The 18,547-nt window shown below is 54.3% G+C and carries 16 protein-coding genes and 1 tRNA gene; 12 read left to right on the forward strand and 5 right to left on the reverse strand.

Features of this window, described 5'->3' with window-relative positions; genetic code table 11:
* Window positions 1-90 precede the first annotated feature (90 nt).
* A complete protein-coding gene (locus ADICEAN_RS06985; RefSeq protein ID WP_009194862.1) occupies window positions 91-1,479 on the forward strand; it encodes a T9SS type A sorting domain-containing protein in 1,389 nt (462 codons plus the stop codon).
* A gap of 22 nt (window positions 1,480-1,501) precedes the next feature.
* On the opposite strand, the gene rfaD is transcribed toward ADICEAN_RS06985, so the two are convergent.
* Entirely contained in the window at window positions 1,502-2,467 is a 966-nt protein-coding gene (gene rfaD, locus ADICEAN_RS06990) for an ADP-glyceromanno-heptose 6-epimerase (RefSeq protein WP_009194863.1), read from the reverse strand.
* A 161-nt stretch (window positions 2,468-2,628) separates the two neighbouring features.
* Here rfaD and ADICEAN_RS06995 point away from each other — a divergent pair, with 161 nt between their 5' ends.
* Window positions 2,629-3,048 carry a 6-pyruvoyl trahydropterin synthase family protein gene (locus tag ADICEAN_RS06995; RefSeq protein ID WP_009194864.1) on the forward strand — a complete coding sequence of 140 codons (420 nt, stop codon included), beginning with the start codon at window positions 2,629-2,631 and terminating at the stop codon, window positions 3,046-3,048.
* Window positions 3,049-3,316: 268 nt separating this feature from the next.
* Window positions 3,317-4,432, forward strand: a complete 1,116-nt coding sequence (gene lpxB, locus ADICEAN_RS07000; RefSeq protein ID WP_009194865.1) for a lipid-A-disaccharide synthase — start codon at window positions 3,317-3,319, stop codon at window positions 4,430-4,432.
* A gap of 396 nt (window positions 4,433-4,828) precedes the next feature.
* On the opposite strand, the gene clpX is transcribed toward lpxB, so the two are convergent.
* The 4 genes from clpX to ADICEAN_RS07020 all read right to left on the reverse strand — a co-directional run bounded on the left by clpX (window position 4,829) and on the right by ADICEAN_RS07020 (window position 8,397).
* The gene (gene clpX, locus ADICEAN_RS07005; protein WP_009194866.1) at window positions 4,829-6,067 is read right to left on the reverse strand and encodes an ATP-dependent Clp protease ATP-binding subunit ClpX; all 1,239 of its coding nucleotides are present in this window, start codon (window positions 6,065-6,067) and stop codon (window positions 4,829-4,831) included.
* Between the two features lie 45 nt (window positions 6,068-6,112).
* Complete coding sequence (locus tag ADICEAN_RS07010) at window positions 6,113-6,808, reverse strand: ATP-dependent Clp protease proteolytic subunit (protein ID WP_009194867.1); 696 nt, start codon at window positions 6,806-6,808, stop codon at window positions 6,113-6,115.
* Between the two features lie 88 nt (window positions 6,809-6,896).
* On the reverse strand, window positions 6,897-8,231 hold the full coding sequence (tig, locus tag ADICEAN_RS07015; RefSeq protein ID WP_009194868.1) for a trigger factor: 1,335 nt from the start codon (window positions 8,229-8,231) through the stop codon (window positions 6,897-6,899).
* A gap of 84 nt (window positions 8,232-8,315) precedes the next feature.
* Window positions 8,316-8,397 (reverse strand) — tRNA-Leu (locus ADICEAN_RS07020).
* 117 nt (window positions 8,398-8,514) lie between these two features.
* On the opposite strand from ADICEAN_RS07020, the gene ADICEAN_RS07025 reads away from it, so the two are divergent.
* From ADICEAN_RS07025 to hisIE, 9 genes are all read left to right on the forward strand, one after another.
* Window positions 8,515-10,725, forward strand: coding sequence for a RelA/SpoT family protein (locus tag ADICEAN_RS07025; RefSeq protein ID WP_009194869.1), 2,211 nt, complete (start codon window positions 8,515-8,517; stop codon window positions 10,723-10,725).
* A gap of 189 nt (window positions 10,726-10,914) precedes the next feature.
* Entirely contained in the window at window positions 10,915-11,403 is a 489-nt protein-coding gene (locus ADICEAN_RS07030; protein ID WP_009194870.1) for a Fur family transcriptional regulator, read from the forward strand.
* 75 nt (window positions 11,404-11,478) lie between these two features.
* The gene (locus ADICEAN_RS07035) at window positions 11,479-12,768 is read left to right on the forward strand and encodes an adenylosuccinate synthase (protein WP_009194871.1); all 1,290 of its coding nucleotides are present in this window, start codon (window positions 11,479-11,481) and stop codon (window positions 12,766-12,768) included.
* A 382-nt stretch (window positions 12,769-13,150) separates the two neighbouring features.
* Window positions 13,151-14,206, forward strand: coding sequence for an aspartate--ammonia ligase (gene asnA, locus ADICEAN_RS07040; protein WP_009194872.1), 1,056 nt, complete (start codon window positions 13,151-13,153; stop codon window positions 14,204-14,206).
* A gap of 224 nt (window positions 14,207-14,430) precedes the next feature.
* Window positions 14,431-15,189, forward strand: a complete 759-nt coding sequence (locus ADICEAN_RS07045; RefSeq protein ID WP_009194873.1) for a phenylalanine 4-monooxygenase — start codon at window positions 14,431-14,433, stop codon at window positions 15,187-15,189.
* 41 nt (window positions 15,190-15,230) lie between these two features.
* Window positions 15,231-15,824 carry an imidazole glycerol phosphate synthase subunit HisH gene (gene hisH / locus ADICEAN_RS07050; RefSeq protein ID WP_009194874.1) on the forward strand — a complete coding sequence of 198 codons (594 nt, stop codon included), beginning with the start codon at window positions 15,231-15,233 and terminating at the stop codon, window positions 15,822-15,824.
* A 73-nt stretch (window positions 15,825-15,897) separates the two neighbouring features.
* Window positions 15,898-16,623 carry a 1-(5-phosphoribosyl)-5-[(5-phosphoribosylamino)methylideneamino]imidazole-4-carboxamide isomerase gene (hisA, locus tag ADICEAN_RS07055; protein ID WP_009194875.1) on the forward strand — a complete coding sequence of 242 codons (726 nt, stop codon included), beginning with the start codon at window positions 15,898-15,900 and terminating at the stop codon, window positions 16,621-16,623.
* Between the two features lie 149 nt (window positions 16,624-16,772).
* Window positions 16,773-17,528: an imidazole glycerol phosphate synthase subunit HisF gene (hisF, locus tag ADICEAN_RS07060; protein ID WP_009194876.1), complete on the forward strand. Its 756-nt coding sequence runs from the start codon at window positions 16,773-16,775 to the stop codon at window positions 17,526-17,528.
* A 363-nt stretch (window positions 17,529-17,891) separates the two neighbouring features.
* Complete coding sequence (gene hisIE, locus ADICEAN_RS07065) at window positions 17,892-18,503, forward strand: bifunctional phosphoribosyl-AMP cyclohydrolase/phosphoribosyl-ATP diphosphatase HisIE (RefSeq protein ID WP_009194877.1); 612 nt, start codon at window positions 17,892-17,894, stop codon at window positions 18,501-18,503.
* The last annotated feature ends 44 nt before the right edge of the window (window positions 18,504-18,547 follow it).

Genomic DNA, 18,547 nt, shown 5'->3' on the forward strand with positions numbered 1-18,547 from the left:
CCCCTCGCTGCGCACAGAAGGCCTGCGTGTAGTGGGCCCCCAGGGCGATATCCCCAAGGCCGGACAGCGAGCCTATGTAAAAGGCACTTCATGAACTATCTGTGGCCGGCGCAGGATGTGCGCATCCGCCTGAGCTCCCTCCATCCGCAGGTTTCAGTACCCCAGCCCGAGCAGGCGCTGGGGAGCATGGGCATGCTGCAGCAGCTTGAGCTGGCAGAGGAGGGGTTTGTGATCGACCTCCACCCAGACCTGTCCCCCAATGCCGAGATTGTGCTCAGGCTGGACTATTCGGCTGCCGGCTATGAGGATTTTCAATTCATTCGGGTGCTGCTCAACCCCTCCTTCTATACCCTTCGGGAAAATAAGATAGCCACAACCATAAGTGGTACCGGCCGGGTGGGCTATGAAGATGGCGCCAAGACCCGCGGCATAGGTTTTGAGTTTCAGGAAGAGAACATGCTCTATGAGATGGGCCTGATGATTGGGGTTGATAGCCAGCGGGTGGTAAGCAGCGTACGGGCCCAGAGTGGCATACACGATGATTTTGTAGAGCTGGAGCGGCTGGAGCGGCAAGAGCCGGGCACCATTGCCGATGTAGAGGTGAGCGGCCGCTTTACCGATGCCCGGGCCTACCACACCCGCCAGCTGGGGGTAGAGGTAGCCTATCGCATCTACGCCTGGCGGGAGGCCCCGCATGACCAGTCGCTGCTGTTTATCTACAAGATCTATAACCGCACTGCCGCCCCCCTGGAAAAGTTGGTGGTGGGCTACTTTGCCGACTGGGACATCAACCCCCAGGGCTATAAAGATCTGGCCGACTGGGACCCCAACACCCAAACGGCCCTTGTTTACGCTGCCCCCAAAGAAGGGCGGCGCGTAGCCGGCGTCCAGCTCCTGGGCGCTACGCCCAATTACTGGGCCATGGATAATACCACCCATCTGCAGGAAGGAAACATAGGGGTGTATGACGGCTTTACGGAAGCCGAAAAGTACAAGGCCCTCTCCAGCGGCATAGCCAACCCCAGGGCCGGAGAGCCCGAGCAGGGAAGCGATGTGAGCATAGCCCTTGGAGCCGGCCCGTTTAGCCTGGCGCCGGGTGATTCCCTCACCGTAGCCTTTGCCCTGCATGGGGCCGGCTCCATAGACGAGCTGCTGGCTGCCGCAGCACATATACAGGACTTATGGGAGCATACGGCCGGCCTGCATACGCCCACCGGCCTTGTGGCCAATAGCCTGCCGGGGCTGCAGCTGTACCCCAACCCCAGCAGGGGAGAAGTTACCCTCCACTGGCCTGAGCAACAGCAACTGCCCTATACCCTGCGGGTGTTTGATAGGGCTGGCCGGCTGGTACAGGTGCAGCAGGCTACGGGTGCCGGGGCAGGGGGCATACGGCTGCAGCTGCCTCCCCAGGGGGGGCTATACCTGCTGGAGGTTCAGCAGGGGGGCAGACGAGCCCTGCGCCGGGTGCTGGTGCACTAGACAGGAAGGTGCTGAAATGGATCTAGCTGGCTGAGCGGCTGCTTTCCAGCCGGGCAACATACTGCCGCACACCTTCTTCCAGCTCGGTAAAGGGGTGGGGGTAGCCTATGCCTTTGAGCTTGCCCATATCGGCTTCGGTAAAGTACTGGTAGGTGTCCCGGATATCGGCCGGAGTATCGATAAACTCGATTTGGGCAGGCAGCTGCAGGCTGCTGAATACGGCGGTTACCAGGTCTCTGAAGGTGCGGGCCTTGCCGCTGCCCAAATTGTAAATGCCGCTGTGCTGGCGGTGGTGCATCAGCCAGAGACACACCCGCGCCACATCTTCCACATACACAAAATCGCGCATCTGCTCGCCATCCTTGAAATCGGGGTGGTGGGAGCGAAACAGGCGCATCCTGCCCGTTTCCTGTATTTGCCGGTAGGCATGCCAGATCACCGAGGCCATGCGGCCCTTATGGTTCTCGCCCCAGCCGTAGACGTTGAAGAATTTAAGTCCTGCCCAGAAAAAGGGGGCTTCCTGCTGCTGCAGCACCCATTTGTCAAATTCGTTTTTCGATTCGCCATAGGGGTTCAGGGGCTTAAGCTGCGGAATCAGGGCTTCCTCATCTTTGTAGCCCAGCTCGCCGGCGCCATAGGTAGCGGCCGAGGAGGCATATACCAGGGGGATCTGGTAGGCGGTGCATTTTTGCCAGAGGGCCTTGCTGTAATCGGTATTGAGCTCCCAGAGCAGCTGGTAGTCAAATTCGGTGGTATCGGTGCGGGCGCCTAGGTGAAAGATAAATTCCACCTCCTGTTCGTTTTGATCCAGCCATGCTAAAAAATTCCGGCGGTCAACCCGCTGCAAAAGCTTGGCTCCCTGCAGGTTTTTTTCCTTCTCGGGATTATCAAATATATCAACCGCCACCAGGTAGGTGTAGCCTTCGGCGTTAAGCGCATGTATAAGGCGGCTGCCAATAAAGCCGGCCGCACCGGTAACTACGATCATAGACGTATGCGTTGCAGGTTCAAAAATAACGAATTTCTCCTAAAGGCCCGGGTTCCCACCAAACTAAAGCCCTGCCCGGCGGGTTTGCAGAAAACAGGCCCACTTTCAGAAAATAAGAAAAGGCCGTACCTTTGCCCCCTTACCGTATCGGGTACTCGCACATGGTATACATAAGCCGGAAAGAACATTTTAATGCAGCCCATAAGCTGTATAACCCTAACTGGACCCCTGAAAAAAATACAGAGGTGTTTGGCCCCTGTGCCAATGTGAACTGGCATGGCCACAACTTTGAGCTGATCGTTACGGTGAAGGGTACCCCCGACCCTGAAACCGGCTTTGTGGTAGACCTGAAAAAGCTCAGTACGCTCATTCGCCGGGAGGTGATTGATAAGCTGGACCATAAAAACCTCAACGAGGATGTTGACTTTATGAAGGGAAAAATGGCCAGCTGCGAAAACCTGATCCTGGAGATCTGGAAGATCCTGGAAGTCCCCGTGGGCGACATCACCCCCTATGGCCGGCTGCACAGCCTTCGCCTCTACGAGACCCCCCGCAACTATGTGGAGTATTTTGGGGAATAGGGGATGTTGGTCGATGAACAATGGACAATGGACATCAGACAATGGGGAAAGGGTGTAGAGGAATATATCCTCAACTTTTAATAGCAAAACAGATAGCCCAAATAGATGCCATAATCCGGCTTTGACATTTCACCAAAGGCCCAACGTCCATTGCGGATCGCCGCCAGGCCTATCGTCCATTGTCTGATGTCCATTGTCCATTGTCTATTGTCCATCGTCCAATACCCCTTCTTGTCAATCCCCTCATCCCTTCGTACCTTAACCCCCTATGAAGTATTTTCTGATAGCCGGTGAGCGCTCCGGTGATTTGCATGGAGGTAATCTGGTACGGGCCCTGCGCCAGGAAGATGCGGATGCCAACTGCAGAGGCTTTGGCGGCGAGTATATGGCCCAGGCCGGCATGCAGCTGCTGGTGCACTATGAAAAGGGAGCCTTTATGGGCTTTTTGGAGGTAGCCGCCAATCTGCCAATCATTCTGGGCCTGTTTAGGCGTGCCAAGCAGGAAATTCTCAAATTCCGGCCCGATGTGATCATCCTCATTGACTATGCCGGTTTTAACCTGCGCATGGCCAAGTGGGCCAAAGAAAAGGGCTTTAAGGTCTACTATTATATTTCGCCTAAGATCTGGGCCTGGAACCAGAAGCGGGCGCTCAAGATCAAAAAGTATGTAGACCGTATGTTTGTGATCATGCCCTTTGAGCAGGAGTTTTACCAGCGCTGGGGCATGACGGTCGATTTTGTGGGCAATCCCCTGCTGGATGCCATCCGGGACTTTACTCCCAAACCGGAGTTTCGCAGCCAGAACAGTCTTTCCCGTAAACCCATCATTGCGCTCTTACCCGGCAGCCGCAAGCAGGAGGTGGCTAGCCTACTGGAGGTGATGCTGCCGGTGAGCCGCCACTTTCCCGATTATACCTTTGTAATTGCCGGGCTTACTACCCTTCCTGCCATCTTATATGCTCCTGCCGAGGGCTACCCCAATGTGCAGATTGCCTATGATCAGACCTACGAGCTGCTCAGCGAGGCCTCTGCTGCTGTTGTTGCCTCCGGCACGGCTACGCTGGAAACAGCCCTGTTTGAAGTGCCGCAGGTAGTGGTGTACAAAACCGGCTGGACTACCTACCAGATCGCTAAGCGCCTTATAACCGTTCAGTACATCAGCCTGGCCAACCTGGTGGCCGGCGAGGGACTGGTGCCCGAACTGATCCAGCATGAGCTTACACAGGAACGTCTGCAGGCTGAGTTGCAGAAGATCGTCCCCGGCGGCCCCGATCGCAACCGCCAGCTGCAGGGTTACCAAAAGCTCAAATCTGAAATGGGCGAGGAGGCCGCCTCCCAGCGCACCGCCCGCCTGATGGTGGGGTATCTGCAAAAGGGGGGGTAGTCATCTGGCTCGATTGCATGGCATTATAGCATGGCATTATAGCATGGCCCCAAAGCATGGCCCTTACAGACCATGCTCGCATTATGTCGCCCCTTTGGGGCTCAGGGGCTGGCTTGGTGATTCTATGCAATGTTTTTAAATGAGCCGGCGGGTGTCAGGCCGGGAACCCAGCCCTGAAGGGGCGGTATAGTATTAGCATGGTCTGCAAGGGCCATGCTTTGGGGCCATGCTTTGGGGTCATGCTTTGGGGCCATGTATGGAACCATGCGCATGTGCCACGACGGGCCCCTTCTATTGGGCCATGCTACCGGCCCATCCTACGGGAGCAGATCAGAACACAAAAAAAAGCGCCAGATGCTTATCCGGCGCTTTTTTGTTTAGTGCTCTTCGGCAGCCTTAGGCCACCTTCAGTTTTTTGAATTTCGATTTTTCGATCTTCTCCTCGGCATATTCCCGGCTTACCATAAACTCGCTTACCCCCTTCTCAGACGGCAGCTCGTACATGGCATCGGTAATGATGCTTTCGCAGATAGAGCGCAGCCCGCGGGCGCCCAGCTTGTTTTCCATGGCCTTGCTTACAATGTAATCAAGGGCATCGTCGGTAAACTGCAGGGCAATGTCCTCCATCTCAAACAGCTTCTGGTACTGACGCACCAGGGCGTTTTTGGGCTCGGTCAGAATGCGCTTGAGCGTTTCGGCATCCAGCGGATTCAGGTAGGTAACGATGGGCAGGCGGCCCAGCAGCTCCGGGATCAGACCGAATTGCTTCAGGTCCTGCGAGGTTACATACTGCAGCATGTTGTTCTCGTCAATGCTGGTGCGGTCCATCATCTGGTCTACGTTGGCAAAGCCCAGCTGGCGGGTATTCAGGCGGTTGCCAATAATGCGGTGCACCCCATCAAACGCTCCTCCGCAAATGAAGAGGATGTTTTCGGTATTGATGGAGATCATTTTCTGGTCGGGGTGCTTGCGGCCGCCCTGAGGGGGTACGTTCACAATAGAGCCTTCCAGCAGCTTGAGCAGGCCCTGCTGTACCCCTTCGCCGCTTACATCGCGGGTAATGGAGGGGTTGTCGGACTTGCGGGCTATTTTGTCGATCTCATCAATGTACACAATGCCGCGCTCGGCCGCGTCTACCTTATAGTCGGCTGATTGCAGCAGGCGCGTCAGGATGCTTTCCACATCTTCGCCCACATAGCCGGCTTCGGTGAGCACGGTGGCATCGGCAATGCAGAAGGGCACTTCCAGGATCTTGGCCAGGGAGCGGGCCAGGTAGGTTTTACCCGTGCCGGTTTCGCCCACCATGATGATGTTGGACTTCTCGATGATAATGTCATCGTTCTTGGTGCGCTTTTTCTGCAAAATGCGCTTGTAGTGGTTGTACACCGCTACCGAAAGAACCTTCTTGGCATCGTCCTGCCCTACCACATACTGGTCGAGGTGCTTTTTCATGTCTGTGGGTTTAATGAGCTTAAACTCCGGCAGACTTTCTTTATTTTTTGTTTTGAGCTCCTCGGTGAGGATCTGGTTTGCCTGGGTGATGCATTTGTCGCATATGTGTGCGTGGATGCCGGAAATCATCAGATCGACATCTTTCTTGCTTCTCCCGCAAAACGAACAGGTTACTTGCGCCATAGAATCCCTTCTTTTCTCCAATTACGTATGCTTCTAATTATCAAGTTACTCTTTCTTTTTCTCCCGCACCAGTACTTCGTCAATTAGGCCGTATTCTTTGGCCTCTTCGGCGCGCATCCAGTAATCGCGGTCAGAGTCTTTCTCTATTTGTTCATACGATTTGCCGGAGTGTTGCGCCAGAATTTCGTACAGTTCTTTTTTCAGCTGCAGGATCTGGCGGGCGGTGATCTCAATGTCAGAGGCCTGTCCCTGTGCGCCCCCCAGCGGCTGGTGAATCATGATGCGGGCGTGTGGCAGCGAGGAGCGCTTGCGGGCGGCACCACCGGCCAGCAGTACGGCGCCCATAGAAGCAGCAAGGCCGGTACAGATGGTGGATACATCGGGATTGATGTACTGCATGGTATCATAAATGCCCAGACCGGCATATACCGAGCCACCGGGGCTGTTGATGTAGAGTAGCACGTCCTTTTTGGGGTCGGCCGACTCCAGGAACAGCAGCTGTGCGGTAATTACGTTGGCGATGAGATCATCTACCTGGGTGCCCAGGAAAATAATGCGGTCCATCATCAGGCGGGAAAATACATCGATCTCCCGGAAGTTGGTAGGGCGCTCTTCAATCACCGAACGGGTCATGCCCTGGGGCTGCATAAGCTCTACATGCTTAAAGTAGCTGTCAATGGCCGATCCGCTTATTCCTCTGCCGTGTACGGCATATTTTCTAAATTCGTCTCTATTCAACATGTGGGCTGCGAGTTAATTGGTGCTATACAAAAATAAAGAAAAAGTCCTTTGTTGAAAGGACTTTTCTAATAACCGCGTAAAAGCCGGTTTAGTTTACTTGTGCCTGCTTCCGAAATTCTTCAGCAGTTACCGTGTTTTCGCTGAGGGTGGCCTTTTGGCGCACGGCCTCCAGCACCTTGTCGCTACGCAGCTTGTTGTAGACCCGCATGTAATTCTGGCCGTCCTTGTCCTGCAGGTAGTTGGTGGCGTAAGAGTCCAGGGTTTCCTCGATCTCATCGCCCATGCCATACTGGCGGAACTGCTGACGGATTCCGTCCTTCACATCTTCCATCACATCTTTGGGATCTACTTTGATCTCCTGTGTATCGGCAATGCGGTTCTGGATCAGGGACCAGCGCAGGTCGGTGGCAAAGATGGGGTATTCATCCTCCAGCTCCTTGTCGGTGATCTTTTCGTTGGTAGCCTTTAGCCAGCGCTTCAGAAAATCGTCGGGCAGGGCAATGTCGGTACGGCTCAGCAGCGCTTCCCGTATGCGGGCATTGGCCAGACGGGTGGCCTCGCGGTCGTAATTCTCCTGCACGGTTTCGCGCACCTTGATGCGGAATTCCTCTTCAGACGATACGACACCGGGACCAAAAATCTTATCAAACAGCTCCTGGTTCAGCTCGGCGGGCTCGCGGCGGTTGAGCTTCTCTACCGTAAAGGTAAAATCACCCTCCAGTTTATCGGCTTCCTCGGGGTTGAGGCCGGTGGCGGTGGCCAGGGCAGAGGGGTTGGCAAACGCCTCTTTGATGTCGAAAGAAACCGAATCGCCGGCCTTCAGGCCCTTAAAGAGCTTTTGGGTCTCGGCTGTCAGGTCTTCGGGCGACAGCAGACCGTTGTGTTTGAACTCGCCTTCTTCGGCCTTCAGCTCGCCATAGAACATATCACCTTCCTGGGCTGGGCCTTCGGGGTTGGTCATCTGGCCAAACTGCTTGCGCAGGTTGTCAAGGGTCTCCTCCAGCAGGGCATCATCTACCGCTACGGAAGGGCGTTCAATGGTCAGATCATCCAGCTTCACCTCAAAATCGCCGGCCATGCCTACATCAAAGGTAAAGCTCAGGTCTTGTTTGCTGTCCCAGTCAATGCTGGCGGCATCTTCGCGCCGGGGCAGGGGCTCGCCCAGCACATTGATCTTGTTCTCGCGGATATAGTTCTGCAGGGAGCTGCTAAGAAGCTGGTTAACTTCGTCTACCAGAATGGATTTGCCGTACATTTTACGGATCAGGCTATCCGGTACCTTGCCTGGACGGAAGCCTTTAATCTGGGCCTTCTTCCGGTATTCCCGGATTTTTTCTTCTACCTTAGGTTGGTAATCCGCTTCGCTTAGCGTAATTTTAATGGAAGCCTCGGTAGGGTTTTTCTTGTCTAACTGAATGTCCAAAACTATAAGCCTTTATAGGGTGGTACAAAAATATAAAACCCCCGATTCTGATTTTGGATAATCATAACCGAGGGTTCGAATTTGTGCGGATGGAGGGACTCGAACCCCCATGCCTCGCGGCGCTAGATCCTAAGTCTAGTGCGTCTACCAATTTCGCCACATCCGCTGATTGAATTGGTGAGCAAAGGTAGGAATATAAATTCAAATCGTCCACAAAAAAATTCAGGATTTTTTTACTTTCTTTCCGCGTTGTTAAGAGAGAGCCGCTAGGGAGCACACGTTCATGGTAACCATAGATCTCGAAGAAGAAAAAAAGGAAATAATTCGTCGCTATCGAAAGCTGTTACGGCATGCCAAGCCCTTTTTAAAGGATGGGGATGCGCGGATCATCAAAAAAGCTTTTCATACTTCTAATGATGCCCACCGGGAAATGCGCCGCAAATCGGGCGAGCCCTACATCTACCACCCCCTGGCTGTAGCCCAGATCTGCGTGGATGAGATAGGCCTGGGCACCACCTCTATTGTGGCCGCCCTCATGCACGATGTGGTAGAAGATACCGAGCTGGAGCTGGAAGACATTGAGCGCGATTTTGGCCCCAAGGTAGCCCGCATCATCGATGGGCTTACCAAAATAAGCGGCGTATTTGAGCATGGCAGCTCCCAGCAGGCCGAGAACTTCCGAAAAATGCTGCTTACCCTCTCCGAGGATGTGCGGGTGATCCTGATCAAGCTGGCCGACCGCCTGCACAACATGCGCACCCTGGATAGCATGCCGCGCCACAAGCAGCTCAAGATTGCCTCGGAAACCATGTACCTCTATGCCCCCCTGGCGCACCGCCTGGGGCTGTACGCTATCAAGAGCGAGCTGGAAGATCTCTACCTCAAATATGCCGAGCCGGAAACCTACCGGGAAATAGCCCGCAAGATCTCTACCACCAAAACGGCCCGCAGCAAATTTATTCGCCAGTTTATCCGCCCCATTGAAGATGAGCTGCGGCGCTTTGGCCTGCGCTTTGTGCTAAAGGGCCGGCCCAAAAGCATTTACTCCATCTGGAATAAAATGCGCAAGCAGAACATCCCCTTTGAGGAGGTGTACGACCTGTTTGCCATCCGGGTGATCATTGATGCCGATCCCGAGCAGGAAAAAGCCGCCTGCTGGCAGGTGTATTCGGTCGTAACGGACTTTTACAAGCCCAACCCCGACCGCCTCCGGGACTGGATCAGCACCCCCAAGGCCAATGGCTATGAAAGCCTGCACACCACCGTCATGAGCTCTACCGGGCAGTGGGTAGAGGTGCAGATCCGCACCAACCGCATGGACGAGATTGCCGAAAAAGGCTATGCCGCCCACTGGAAGTACAAGGAGACCAAGGGGGGGCAGGGCAAGGAAATGGGCCTGGAAATGTGGATCTCGCGGGTGCGGGAAATGCTGGAGGCCTCCGATACCTCGGCCATCGAGTTTGTGGACGATTTTCGCTCCAACCTCTTTCATGATGAGGTATTTGTGTTTACCCCCAAGGGCGAGCTCAAAACCCTGCCCACCGGCGCCACTGCGCTGGATTTTGCCTTTGATATCCACTCCGAGGTAGGGGCTCACTGCATAGGCGCCAAGGTAAACCAGCGCCTGGTGCCCCTGAACCACCTGCTCAAAAATGGCGATCAGGTAGAAATACTCACTTCCGACAAGCAAAAACCCCATGAGGACTGGCTGCGCTTTGTGGCCAGCTCCAAGGCCCGGGCCAAGATCAAGGAGTGCCTGAAGGAAGATAAGAAGATAGCGGCCATTGACGGGCGCGAGATTGTGGAGCGCAAACTTAAGCAGATGAAACTGCAGCCCACCCAGGAGATCGTAAACCAGCTGCGCGCCTTCTTTGATTGCAAGACCATGCTGGACTTCTACTACAAGGTAGGTACCGGCCAGATCGATCCCAAGGATGTAAAGCGCTTCCGCGAGTTCAGGGACGAGCGAAAATCGCTCAAAAAGCCCGAAATTCAGGATGCGCACACCTTTGAGCAGGAGATCAAAAAGGTGAAAAGTCCCGAGCAGGACTACCTGCTCATTGGCGAAGACATGAATGTGGTGGATTACAAGCTGGCCAAATGCTGCAACCCCATTCCGGGCGATGATGTCTTTGGCTTTGTAACCGTTAATGAGGGCATCAAAATTCACCGCGTATCCTGCCCAAATGCCGTAGAGCTGCTCTCCAACTACGGCTACCGGGTGGTGAAGGCCAAGTGGACCAGCCGCCAGAAGATTGCCTTCCTGGCCGGACTGAAAATAGATGGTACCGACCGGGTGGGCCTCATCAACGATATTACCAAAATTATCTCCGATGAGCTGCATGTAAACATGCAGTCCGTTTCTATTGAAACAGAAGATGGTATCTTTGAGGGGATAATTCGTCTGTATGTAAATGACACCCGCCACCTGGATCTGCTCATCAAAAAACTGGAGCGGGTAGAAGGGGTGCACAAGGCGTTTCGATTTAACTGATTGGATGATAGACAATAGACGATAGACAATAGACGAGATCCTGTAAATGCACCCTGTTGTGGGTGTTTTCACCAACAATATTCCGACTGGATACAAATGTTTTGTTGGTGTAAACACCAACAAAGGGGGCGGGGTGGACGGTCCATAGTCCATTGTCCATTGTCTCACTACTCACTACTCACTACTACCATGGCATTAAACCAAGAGGTTTTTGATAAAGTACGGAAGATCTTCACAGCATACCTGGAGAACAAGGCACTGCGCAAAACACCAGAGCGCTTTGCCATTCTGGAGGAGATCTATTCCCGCGATGGGCACTTCGATGTGGAGTCGCTCTACATCAGCATGAAAAATAAGAACTACCGCGTAAGCCGGGCTACGGTGTACAATACCCTGGACCTGCTGGTAGAGTGCGATCTGGTAACCAAGCACCAGTTTGGCCAGAGCCAGGCGCAATATGAGAAGAGCTACGGCTTTAAGCAGCATGACCACCTGATCTGTACCGACTGCAGCCGGGTGCTGGAGTTTTGTGATCCGCGCATTTACAACATCCAGAAAATGGCCGGTGAAATGCTGGGCTTTAAGGTGTTGCACCATTCGCTCATCATCTACGGCAACTGCATCAAGGAAAATTGCGAGTACCGTACCGAAGGGGCTGCTGCTGCTCCGGTCAATTAAAAAGGGGGGCCTTTTGCCATCCTCCAATTATCGCTTACCTTTGCCCGCGGTACGTACCTTAGTTTCCAAACAATCATGAAGATAGACGTATTGCTAGGCCTCCAGTGGGGCGACGAAGGCAAAGGTAAAGTAGTGGATTTTCTGGCCCCTGAGTACCAGGTAGTAGCCCGCTTTCAGGGTGGGCCCAATGCCGGCCACACCCTGGAGTTTGATGGCATCAAGCATGTACTGCACCAGATCCCCTCAGGTATTTTCCGTCCCGATATCATCAATGTGATTGGTAATGGGGTAGTGCTGGATGTGGTGATCCTGCGCCGGGAGATCGAAAGCCTGAAAAAATACGGCATCGATGCCCGCAAAAACCTGTTTATCTCCAAAAAAACCCAGCTGATCCTGCCAACGCACCGCCTGCTGGATGCCGCTTCTGAAAAGGCCAAGGGGCTGAGCAAGATCGGCTCTACCCTAAAAGGGATCGGCCCGGCCTATTCTGATAAGATTGCCCGCCAGGGCCTTCGGGTAGGCGACCTGCTGCTGCCCGATTTTCAGCAGCGCTACGAGGCCCTGCGGGAAAAGCACCTGAACGTACTGGCCTTCTACAATGAGCCTATTGAGCTTGCCGAGACCGAAAATGCGTTTTTTGAGGCAGTAGAGTACCTCAAAGAATGCAAGATTGTAGATACCGAATACCTGCTGAACGGTTACATTAAAGAAGGAAAGAAGATACTGGCCGAGGGTGCGCAGGGCTCCCTGCTGGACATTGATTTTGGCAGCTACCCCTTTGTAACTTCCTCCAATACCATGGCGGCCGGCGCCTGTACCGGCCTGGGGGTGGCCCCCGCTACCATTGGCGAGGTATACGGCATTTTTAAAGCCTATGGCACCCGGGTAGGCAGTGGCCCTTTCCCTACCGAACTGCACGATGAAGTAGGGGAGCGCATGCGCAAAGAAGGAAATGAATTTGGCTCCACTACCGGCCGTCCGCGCCGCTGTGGCTGGCTGGACCTGCCCTCGCTGCGCTATGCCATCATGCTCAGCGGTGTTACCCAGCTCTTTATGATGAAGGCCGATGTGCTCAACATCTTTGAAGAAATTGAGGTGTGCACCCACTACGAGCTACCCGACGGCAGCCGCACCAGCGAACTGCCCTACGATCTGGAGTCCGTAACCGTAAAACCCGTCTATAAAACCATGAAGGGCTGGAACCAGAGCCTGAAGGGGATTACCGACTATGATGCACTGCCCCAGGCGCTGCAGGCGTATGTTCGCTACCTGGAAGGGGAGCTGGGCCTGCCCATCAACATCATCAGCACCGGCCCGGACCGTACCCAAACCATTTTGCGCACAGCCGTAGGAAAAAGAAAATAAGCAAATACTTGTAGAATTTATAACGATTTGCGTACATTGGTATAAGCACTTGTAAAGAATACCTGAATGCAGTATCAGATCAATAATAATCAGCCCCTGAATGTCCTGAATAATCAGGCCAGCGGAAGGTTATTGTTGATGCCCAGGTACTGACGCTATACAGATACCCCTATCACCAAAGCCTTCCTCTATACAGGAAGGCTTTTTTAGTTTATACCCAGGACAAGATGATCGTTAACAGCACCAATAACCAGAATCTGAATTCTCCCCCTACAAGGTGAGCTGGTCTGTTTGTGCCCTTCGCATAGCCCTCTCACCTGCTGGTAGAGGGCTTTTTTTGTGCTCATTCCATGAAATCTTCTAATAACTACAAAAAGTACGTATGAAAACCCAAGCCACCAAAACAGCTGTCCTCCCGGAATATCCCGCAGCCCCCGCCCTGAGCCCGCTTGCGCTTGAAAAGGCACTGGATCTGATAAAGACCCAATTTGCCGCGCAACTTGCCGATGAACTAAACTTACATAAAGTAAGTGCCCCTCTGCTGGTAAAGAGGGGCAGCGGCCTCAACGACGATTTGAACGGCAGCGAGCGCCCCGTGCACTTTGCTGCGCCGGCGCTGGACCATCAGACACTAGAGATCGTTCATTCCCTGGCCAAATGGAAGCGCCTGAAGCTGGCCCGGCTGGGGCTGCCGGCCGGGCAGGGCATCCTTACAAACATGCGGGCCATCCGGGCCGATGAAGTGCTTAGCTCCCTGCACTCCCTTTTTGTAGATCAGTGGGACTGGGAAAAAGTGATCAGGCCGGAAGAGCGTAGCCTGGACGTGCTGAAGGACGCAGTGCGTGCTATTTACAGGGCATTGCTTGCCACGGCAGCGCTTGTAGACAAGGAGCTGCCAGGTCTGGCCCCCCAACTACCCCACGAAATTACCTTTGTGCATACCGAAGACTTGCAGCGTACCTACCCCCACCTGAGCCCAAAACAACGGGAGGATGCCATTGCCAAAGCCCTGGGGGCTGTTTTTCTTATTGGCATTGGCGGGCGGCTGCAAGGAGGGGAGCCTCATGATGGTCGGGCCCCTGACTATGATGACTGGAGCAGCCCTTCCGTAGGGGGCTACCAGGGGCTCAATGGAGACATCCTGCTCTGGAATGAGCCCCTGGGCCGGGCCTTTGAGTTATCGTCCATGGGCATTCGGGTAGATGCCGGGACACTGCAGCGCCAGCTGGCTATCCGGGGCTGTCAGGAGCGGGCAGCGCTGCCTTTTCATGCGGCGCTGCTGGCGGGTGAGCTCCCCCAGACCCTTGGCGGGGGCATCGGACAGTCGCGCCTGTGCATGTTTTTACTGGGCCGTCGGCATATTGGCGAGGTACAGGCGAGCCTCTGGCCCGATCAGATGGCAGACGACTGTGTCCGGAAGGGTCTTCAGCTGTTATAAAAAAAGCAGCAAAGGAGGTAGCATTTTAAAATTCTGCCTGTATATTTGCCCTACATGACCCTGTTCAGCGCATATCACCACCACTATTATCATCTGCCCGAATCCCCTGGCTTCGATACTAGTTGTGTGTGCGCTTTCTAATTTGCAATAGAAAATTAATCATACCACAACCCGTTCCGAAGCCCGGAACGGGCTTTTTGTTTTATATCCTAATCACAGAAACCATGGCCCGCCAAGAGTACGAAAACTACACCGCCGAAGACTTTGCCGTTTGGAAGATCCTCTTCGACCGTCAGATCCAGAACCTGCCCGGCCGGGCCACAGAAGCCTATCTGGAAGGGCTGGAGCGCATCCGCTTTACCGCAGAGCGCATTCCCAATTTTGCCGAAACCAACCCCCTGCTGCGCAGCCAGACTGGCTGGGAGCTTACCGTAGTACCCGGCATCGTGGCCGATGATCTGTTCTTTAAGCTGCTGGCCGACAAAAAATTTCCGGCCACCACCTGGCTGCGGAAAATGAAGCAGCTGGATTATCTGGAGGAGCCTGACATGTTTCATGATGTCTTCGCCCACGTACCCCTGCTCACCAACCAGGCCTTTGTTGATTTTCTGCAGGCGCTGAGCAAAATTGCCCTCCGCCACATTGAGGATGCATGGGCCATTGAGCTGCTGAGCCGCATTTACTGGTTTACCATTGAGTTTGGCCTGATTCGGGAAGGGGGCGAGCTGCGCATTTATGGGGCCGGCATCCTATCGTCGGCCGGTGAAACGCTCTACTCCCTGAGCGACAAACCCGAGCACCGCCCCTACGAGGTGGCCCGCATCCTGGATACCCCCTACCGCAAAGATACCTTCCAGGAGATCTATTATATTGTAGACTCCTACGAAGCCCTCTATGCCTCTATTCCACTTATAGAGAAGGAGCTGGCAAAACGTATTGGTGCAGCTGCGCCTACAGCGGTATCCCAGGCGGCGGCTAACTGAACAGGCTCTATACTAAAACGCTTTTATTTGCTTTTCGCAGCATGAATGTAGCACTCGTAAAATACAATGCCGGCAACATACGCTCGGTTACCTATGCGCTGCAGCGCTTGGGCATAGAGCCCTGCATCAGCGACGACCCCGACACCCTGCGGGCGGCCGATAAGGTGATCTTTCCGGGGGTGGGCGAAGCCAGCACGGCCATGCGCTACCTGAAGGAGCGTCAGCTGGACAGGCTCCTGCCTACCCTCAGGCAGCCGGTATTAGGCGTATGCCTGGGCCTGCAGCTTATGTGCCGCCATTCCGAGGAGGGGGATACCCCCTGCCTGGGCATTTTTGATGTGGAGGTGCGTAAGTTCAGCCAGGGCCTGAAGGTGCCGCACATGGGCTGGAACCTGCTGCAGCCTACGGAGCACCCCCTGTTCAGCGGCCTGCCTGCCGAAAGCTACCTCTATTATGTTCACAGCTATTATGCCGAGCTGCATGCCGGCACCATCGGTACCACCGAGTACGGCATCCCCTACAGCGCAGCCCTGCACAAAGACAACTTCTATGCCCTGCAGGCTCACCCCGAAAAGAGCGGCAAAACCGGCGAGAAGATTCTTGAGAACTTTTTGAAGTTAGAGGTTAGAAATTAGAAGAAAGACTTCCTATTGAACCTGTAAAAGTTGCCTCCGCCTTTCTAACTTCTATCCTCTAACATCCACAAATATGCACATCATCCCAGCCATAGACCTGATCGGCGGCGCCTGCGTTCGGCTTACCCAGGGCGATTACGATCAAAAGACAGAATACAACTCAGACCCCCTTGCAGTAGCAAAGGAATACGAGTCGGCAGGACTCAGGCGTCTGCACCTGGTAGACCTGGATGGCGCCAAACAGCGTAAAATTGTAAATCTGCCCGTGCTGGAGCGCATTGCCAGCCAAACCGGCCTGCAGGTTGATTTTGGCGGAGGGGTGCAGTCTGATGAGGACCTGCAGGCCGCTTTTGCTGCCGGCGCCCATCAGATTACCGGCGGCAGCATCGCCGTGCGCCAGCCGGAGATGTTTGCCCGCTGGCTGCAGCAGTGGGGGCCTGAGCGCATTATTCTGGGCGCCGATGTGCGGGGCCGGGAAATTGCCATAGGCGGCTGGCAGGAGGGGGGCGGCATTGAGCTGATGCCCTTCCTGCAAAAATACAGTGCCATGGGGGTGCGCTATGTAATTTGCACGGATGTGAGCAAAGATGGCCTGCTGCAGGGCCCCTCCCTTCGGCTGTATCAGGAGATCCTGGCCGAATTTCCCGGACTGCACCTGATTGCCAGCGGCGGGGTTGCTACCCTGGATGATCTGCACCAGCTGCGGGATATCGGCTGCTGGGGCTGCATAGTCGGCAAGGCGATCTATGAAAATCGTATTTCAATTGAGGAGCTGGTGCAGTTTGAATCAGGACAGTAGAGGGGAAATATGAGGCTTCTACCTGTTGTTGGAGTTTTCACCAACAGCGCTCCACGAAGGAGAATTTGTTGGTGAGAACACCAACAATGGGGGCGACCAAACAAGCTCTTTTGTCTTATGTCTATTGTCTCACTACACACTACTACTTCATGTTAACCAAACGCATCATACCCTGCCTGGACATCAAAGACGGCAAAACCGTAAAGGGGGTCAATTTTGTTGAATTGCGCGATGCTGGCGATCCGGTAGAATTGGCGGCCCTCTATGCCGAGCAGGGTGCCGATGAGCTGGTGTTCCTGGACATAACCGCAACCGTAGAAAAGCGCAAAACCCTGGCGGAGCTGGTGAAAAACGTGGCTTCGGTCATCAACATCCCCTTTACCGTAGGAGGGGGCATTTCCTCGCTGGAAGATGTATCGCTGCTGCTCAATGCCGGCGCCGACAAGATCTCTCTTAATTCATCGGCTGTTAAAGATCCGGGGCTGATCGATCGGCTGGCCCGGGAATTTGGCAGCCAGTGTGTGGTGGTGGCCATTGATACCCGGCAGGTAGGCGGGCAGAACCTGGTGCATACCCATGGCGGCCGCACCCCCACGGCGCTGGAAACGGAAGCCTGGGCCCGGGAGATTGTGGAGCGTGGGGCCGGCGAGATCCTGCTCACTTCCATGGACCACGACGGTACCAAGGCGGGCTTTGCAAATGCCCTTACGGCCAGTATTTCCGGCAGTGTATCCGTGCCCGTTATCGCGTCTGGCGGAGCGGGCACCATGCAGCATTTCTGCAATGTGTTTGATGCTGGCAGGGCCGATGCCGCCCTGGCGGCCTCCATCTTCCACTTCAAGGAAATTGCCATCCCCGACCTGAAGCAGTACCTGAGAGAAAAAGGACTGCCGATGCGGATTTAGTTTTTTTTAGAAGTTAGAAGTTAGAAGTTAGAAGTTAGAAGTTAGAAGTTAGAAGGTAGAAGGTAGAAGGTAGAAGGTAGAAGGTAGAAGTTAGATTTTAGATAATGGACAATGGACTATAGACAATGGACCACAACATAGGATCTACCATCTAACCTCTATCTTTTAGCCCCATACCTGATACCCTTCGCTGGTGCGAGCGTTCCGCTCGTACCCCATTCAGTTTGGGAGGTGCGAGCGGGACGCTCGCACCAGCGGTAAGCGATCATTCAGAAGCCGCCTGGCTGGAACCAGGTGACGTTTATAAAGAAGCCTCCGGCTTCATTTTTCATTACGTGTCTTAGACCTTTATTCTATATACATATGTCCAACGATCCCCTACAACCCGATTTTGCTAAAACCGATGGCCTCATCCCCGCCATTGTGCAGGATGCAGTAAGCCAAAAAGTACTGATGCTCGGCTATATGAATGCAGAAGCCCTGCGGCAAACCCAGGAGCAGGGGCGGGTAACCTTCTGGAGCCGCAGCAAAGGGCGGCTCTGGACCAAAGGGGAGAGCTCTGGTAATTTTTTGGAGGTGGACAGCATTTCCCTGGACTGTGACAGGGATACGCTGCTGATCAAGGCCCGCCCTGCAGGCCCGGTTTGCCATACCGGCGCCGATACCTGTTTTATGGAAACCAACAGCAGCCGCACCGGCTTTATCGACCAGCTCAGGAACATCATCAAAGACCGGAAGCTAAACCCCTCGGATGCATCCTATACCACCAGTCTTTTTCAGAAAGGTATCAACAAAGTGGCCCAAAAAGTAGGCGAAGAAGCTGTAGAACTGGTGATTGAGGCCAAGGATGATAACCGGGAGCTTTTTCTGGGCGAAGCTGCCGACCTGCTCTTCCACTACCTGATTCTGCTGGAGGCCAAAGGCATTGAGCTTGATGAGGTGGTAGGCGTGCTGGAACAGCGGCACCGGAAGTAGGGGGCACACAGCAAAGGTAGCGGGTACTAGTAGCTAGTAGCGAG

Origin of the sequence: Cesiribacter andamanensis AMV16 (assembly GCF_000348925.1) — a bacterium.
In the GTDB taxonomy this organism is placed as follows: domain Bacteria; phylum Bacteroidota; class Bacteroidia; order Cytophagales; family Cyclobacteriaceae; genus Cesiribacter; species Cesiribacter andamanensis.

Bases quoted from the DNA above. Each gene is read 5' to 3' on its own strand.
- ADICEAN_RS06985 (WP_009194862.1), top strand. From the start codon at position 91: ATGAACTATCTGTGGCCGGCGCAGGATGTGCGCATCCGCCTGAGCTCC.
- asnA (WP_009194872.1), top strand. From the start codon at position 13,151: ATGAAAACCCAAGCCACCAAAACAGCTGTCCTCCCGGAATATCCCGCA.
- clpX (WP_009194866.1), bottom strand. From the start codon at position 6,067: ATGGCGCAAGTAACCTGTTCGTTTTGCGGGAGAAGCAAGAAAGATGTC.
- ADICEAN_RS07035 (WP_009194871.1), top strand. From the start codon at position 11,479: ATGAAGATAGACGTATTGCTAGGCCTCCAGTGGGGCGACGAAGGCAAA.
- rfaD (WP_009194863.1), bottom strand. From the start codon at position 2,467: ATGATCGTAGTTACCGGTGCGGCCGGCTTTATTGGCAGCCGCCTTATA.
- ADICEAN_RS07045 (WP_009194873.1), top strand. From the start codon at position 14,431: ATGGCCCGCCAAGAGTACGAAAACTACACCGCCGAAGACTTTGCCGTT.
- ADICEAN_RS07030 (WP_009194870.1), top strand. From the start codon at position 10,915: ATGGCATTAAACCAAGAGGTTTTTGATAAAGTACGGAAGATCTTCACA.
- hisA (WP_009194875.1), top strand. From the start codon at position 15,898: ATGCACATCATCCCAGCCATAGACCTGATCGGCGGCGCCTGCGTTCGG.
- ADICEAN_RS06995 (WP_009194864.1), top strand. From the start codon at position 2,629: ATGGTATACATAAGCCGGAAAGAACATTTTAATGCAGCCCATAAGCTG.
- lpxB (WP_009194865.1), top strand. From the start codon at position 3,317: ATGAAGTATTTTCTGATAGCCGGTGAGCGCTCCGGTGATTTGCATGGA.
- hisH (WP_009194874.1), top strand. From the start codon at position 15,231: ATGAATGTAGCACTCGTAAAATACAATGCCGGCAACATACGCTCGGTT.
- ADICEAN_RS07025 (WP_009194869.1), top strand. From the start codon at position 8,515: ATGGTAACCATAGATCTCGAAGAAGAAAAAAAGGAAATAATTCGTCGC.
- hisIE (WP_009194877.1), top strand. From the start codon at position 17,892: ATGTCCAACGATCCCCTACAACCCGATTTTGCTAAAACCGATGGCCTC.
- hisF (WP_009194876.1), top strand. From the start codon at position 16,773: ATGTTAACCAAACGCATCATACCCTGCCTGGACATCAAAGACGGCAAA.
- ADICEAN_RS07010 (WP_009194867.1), bottom strand. From the start codon at position 6,808: ATGTTGAATAGAGACGAATTTAGAAAATATGCCGTACACGGCAGAGGA.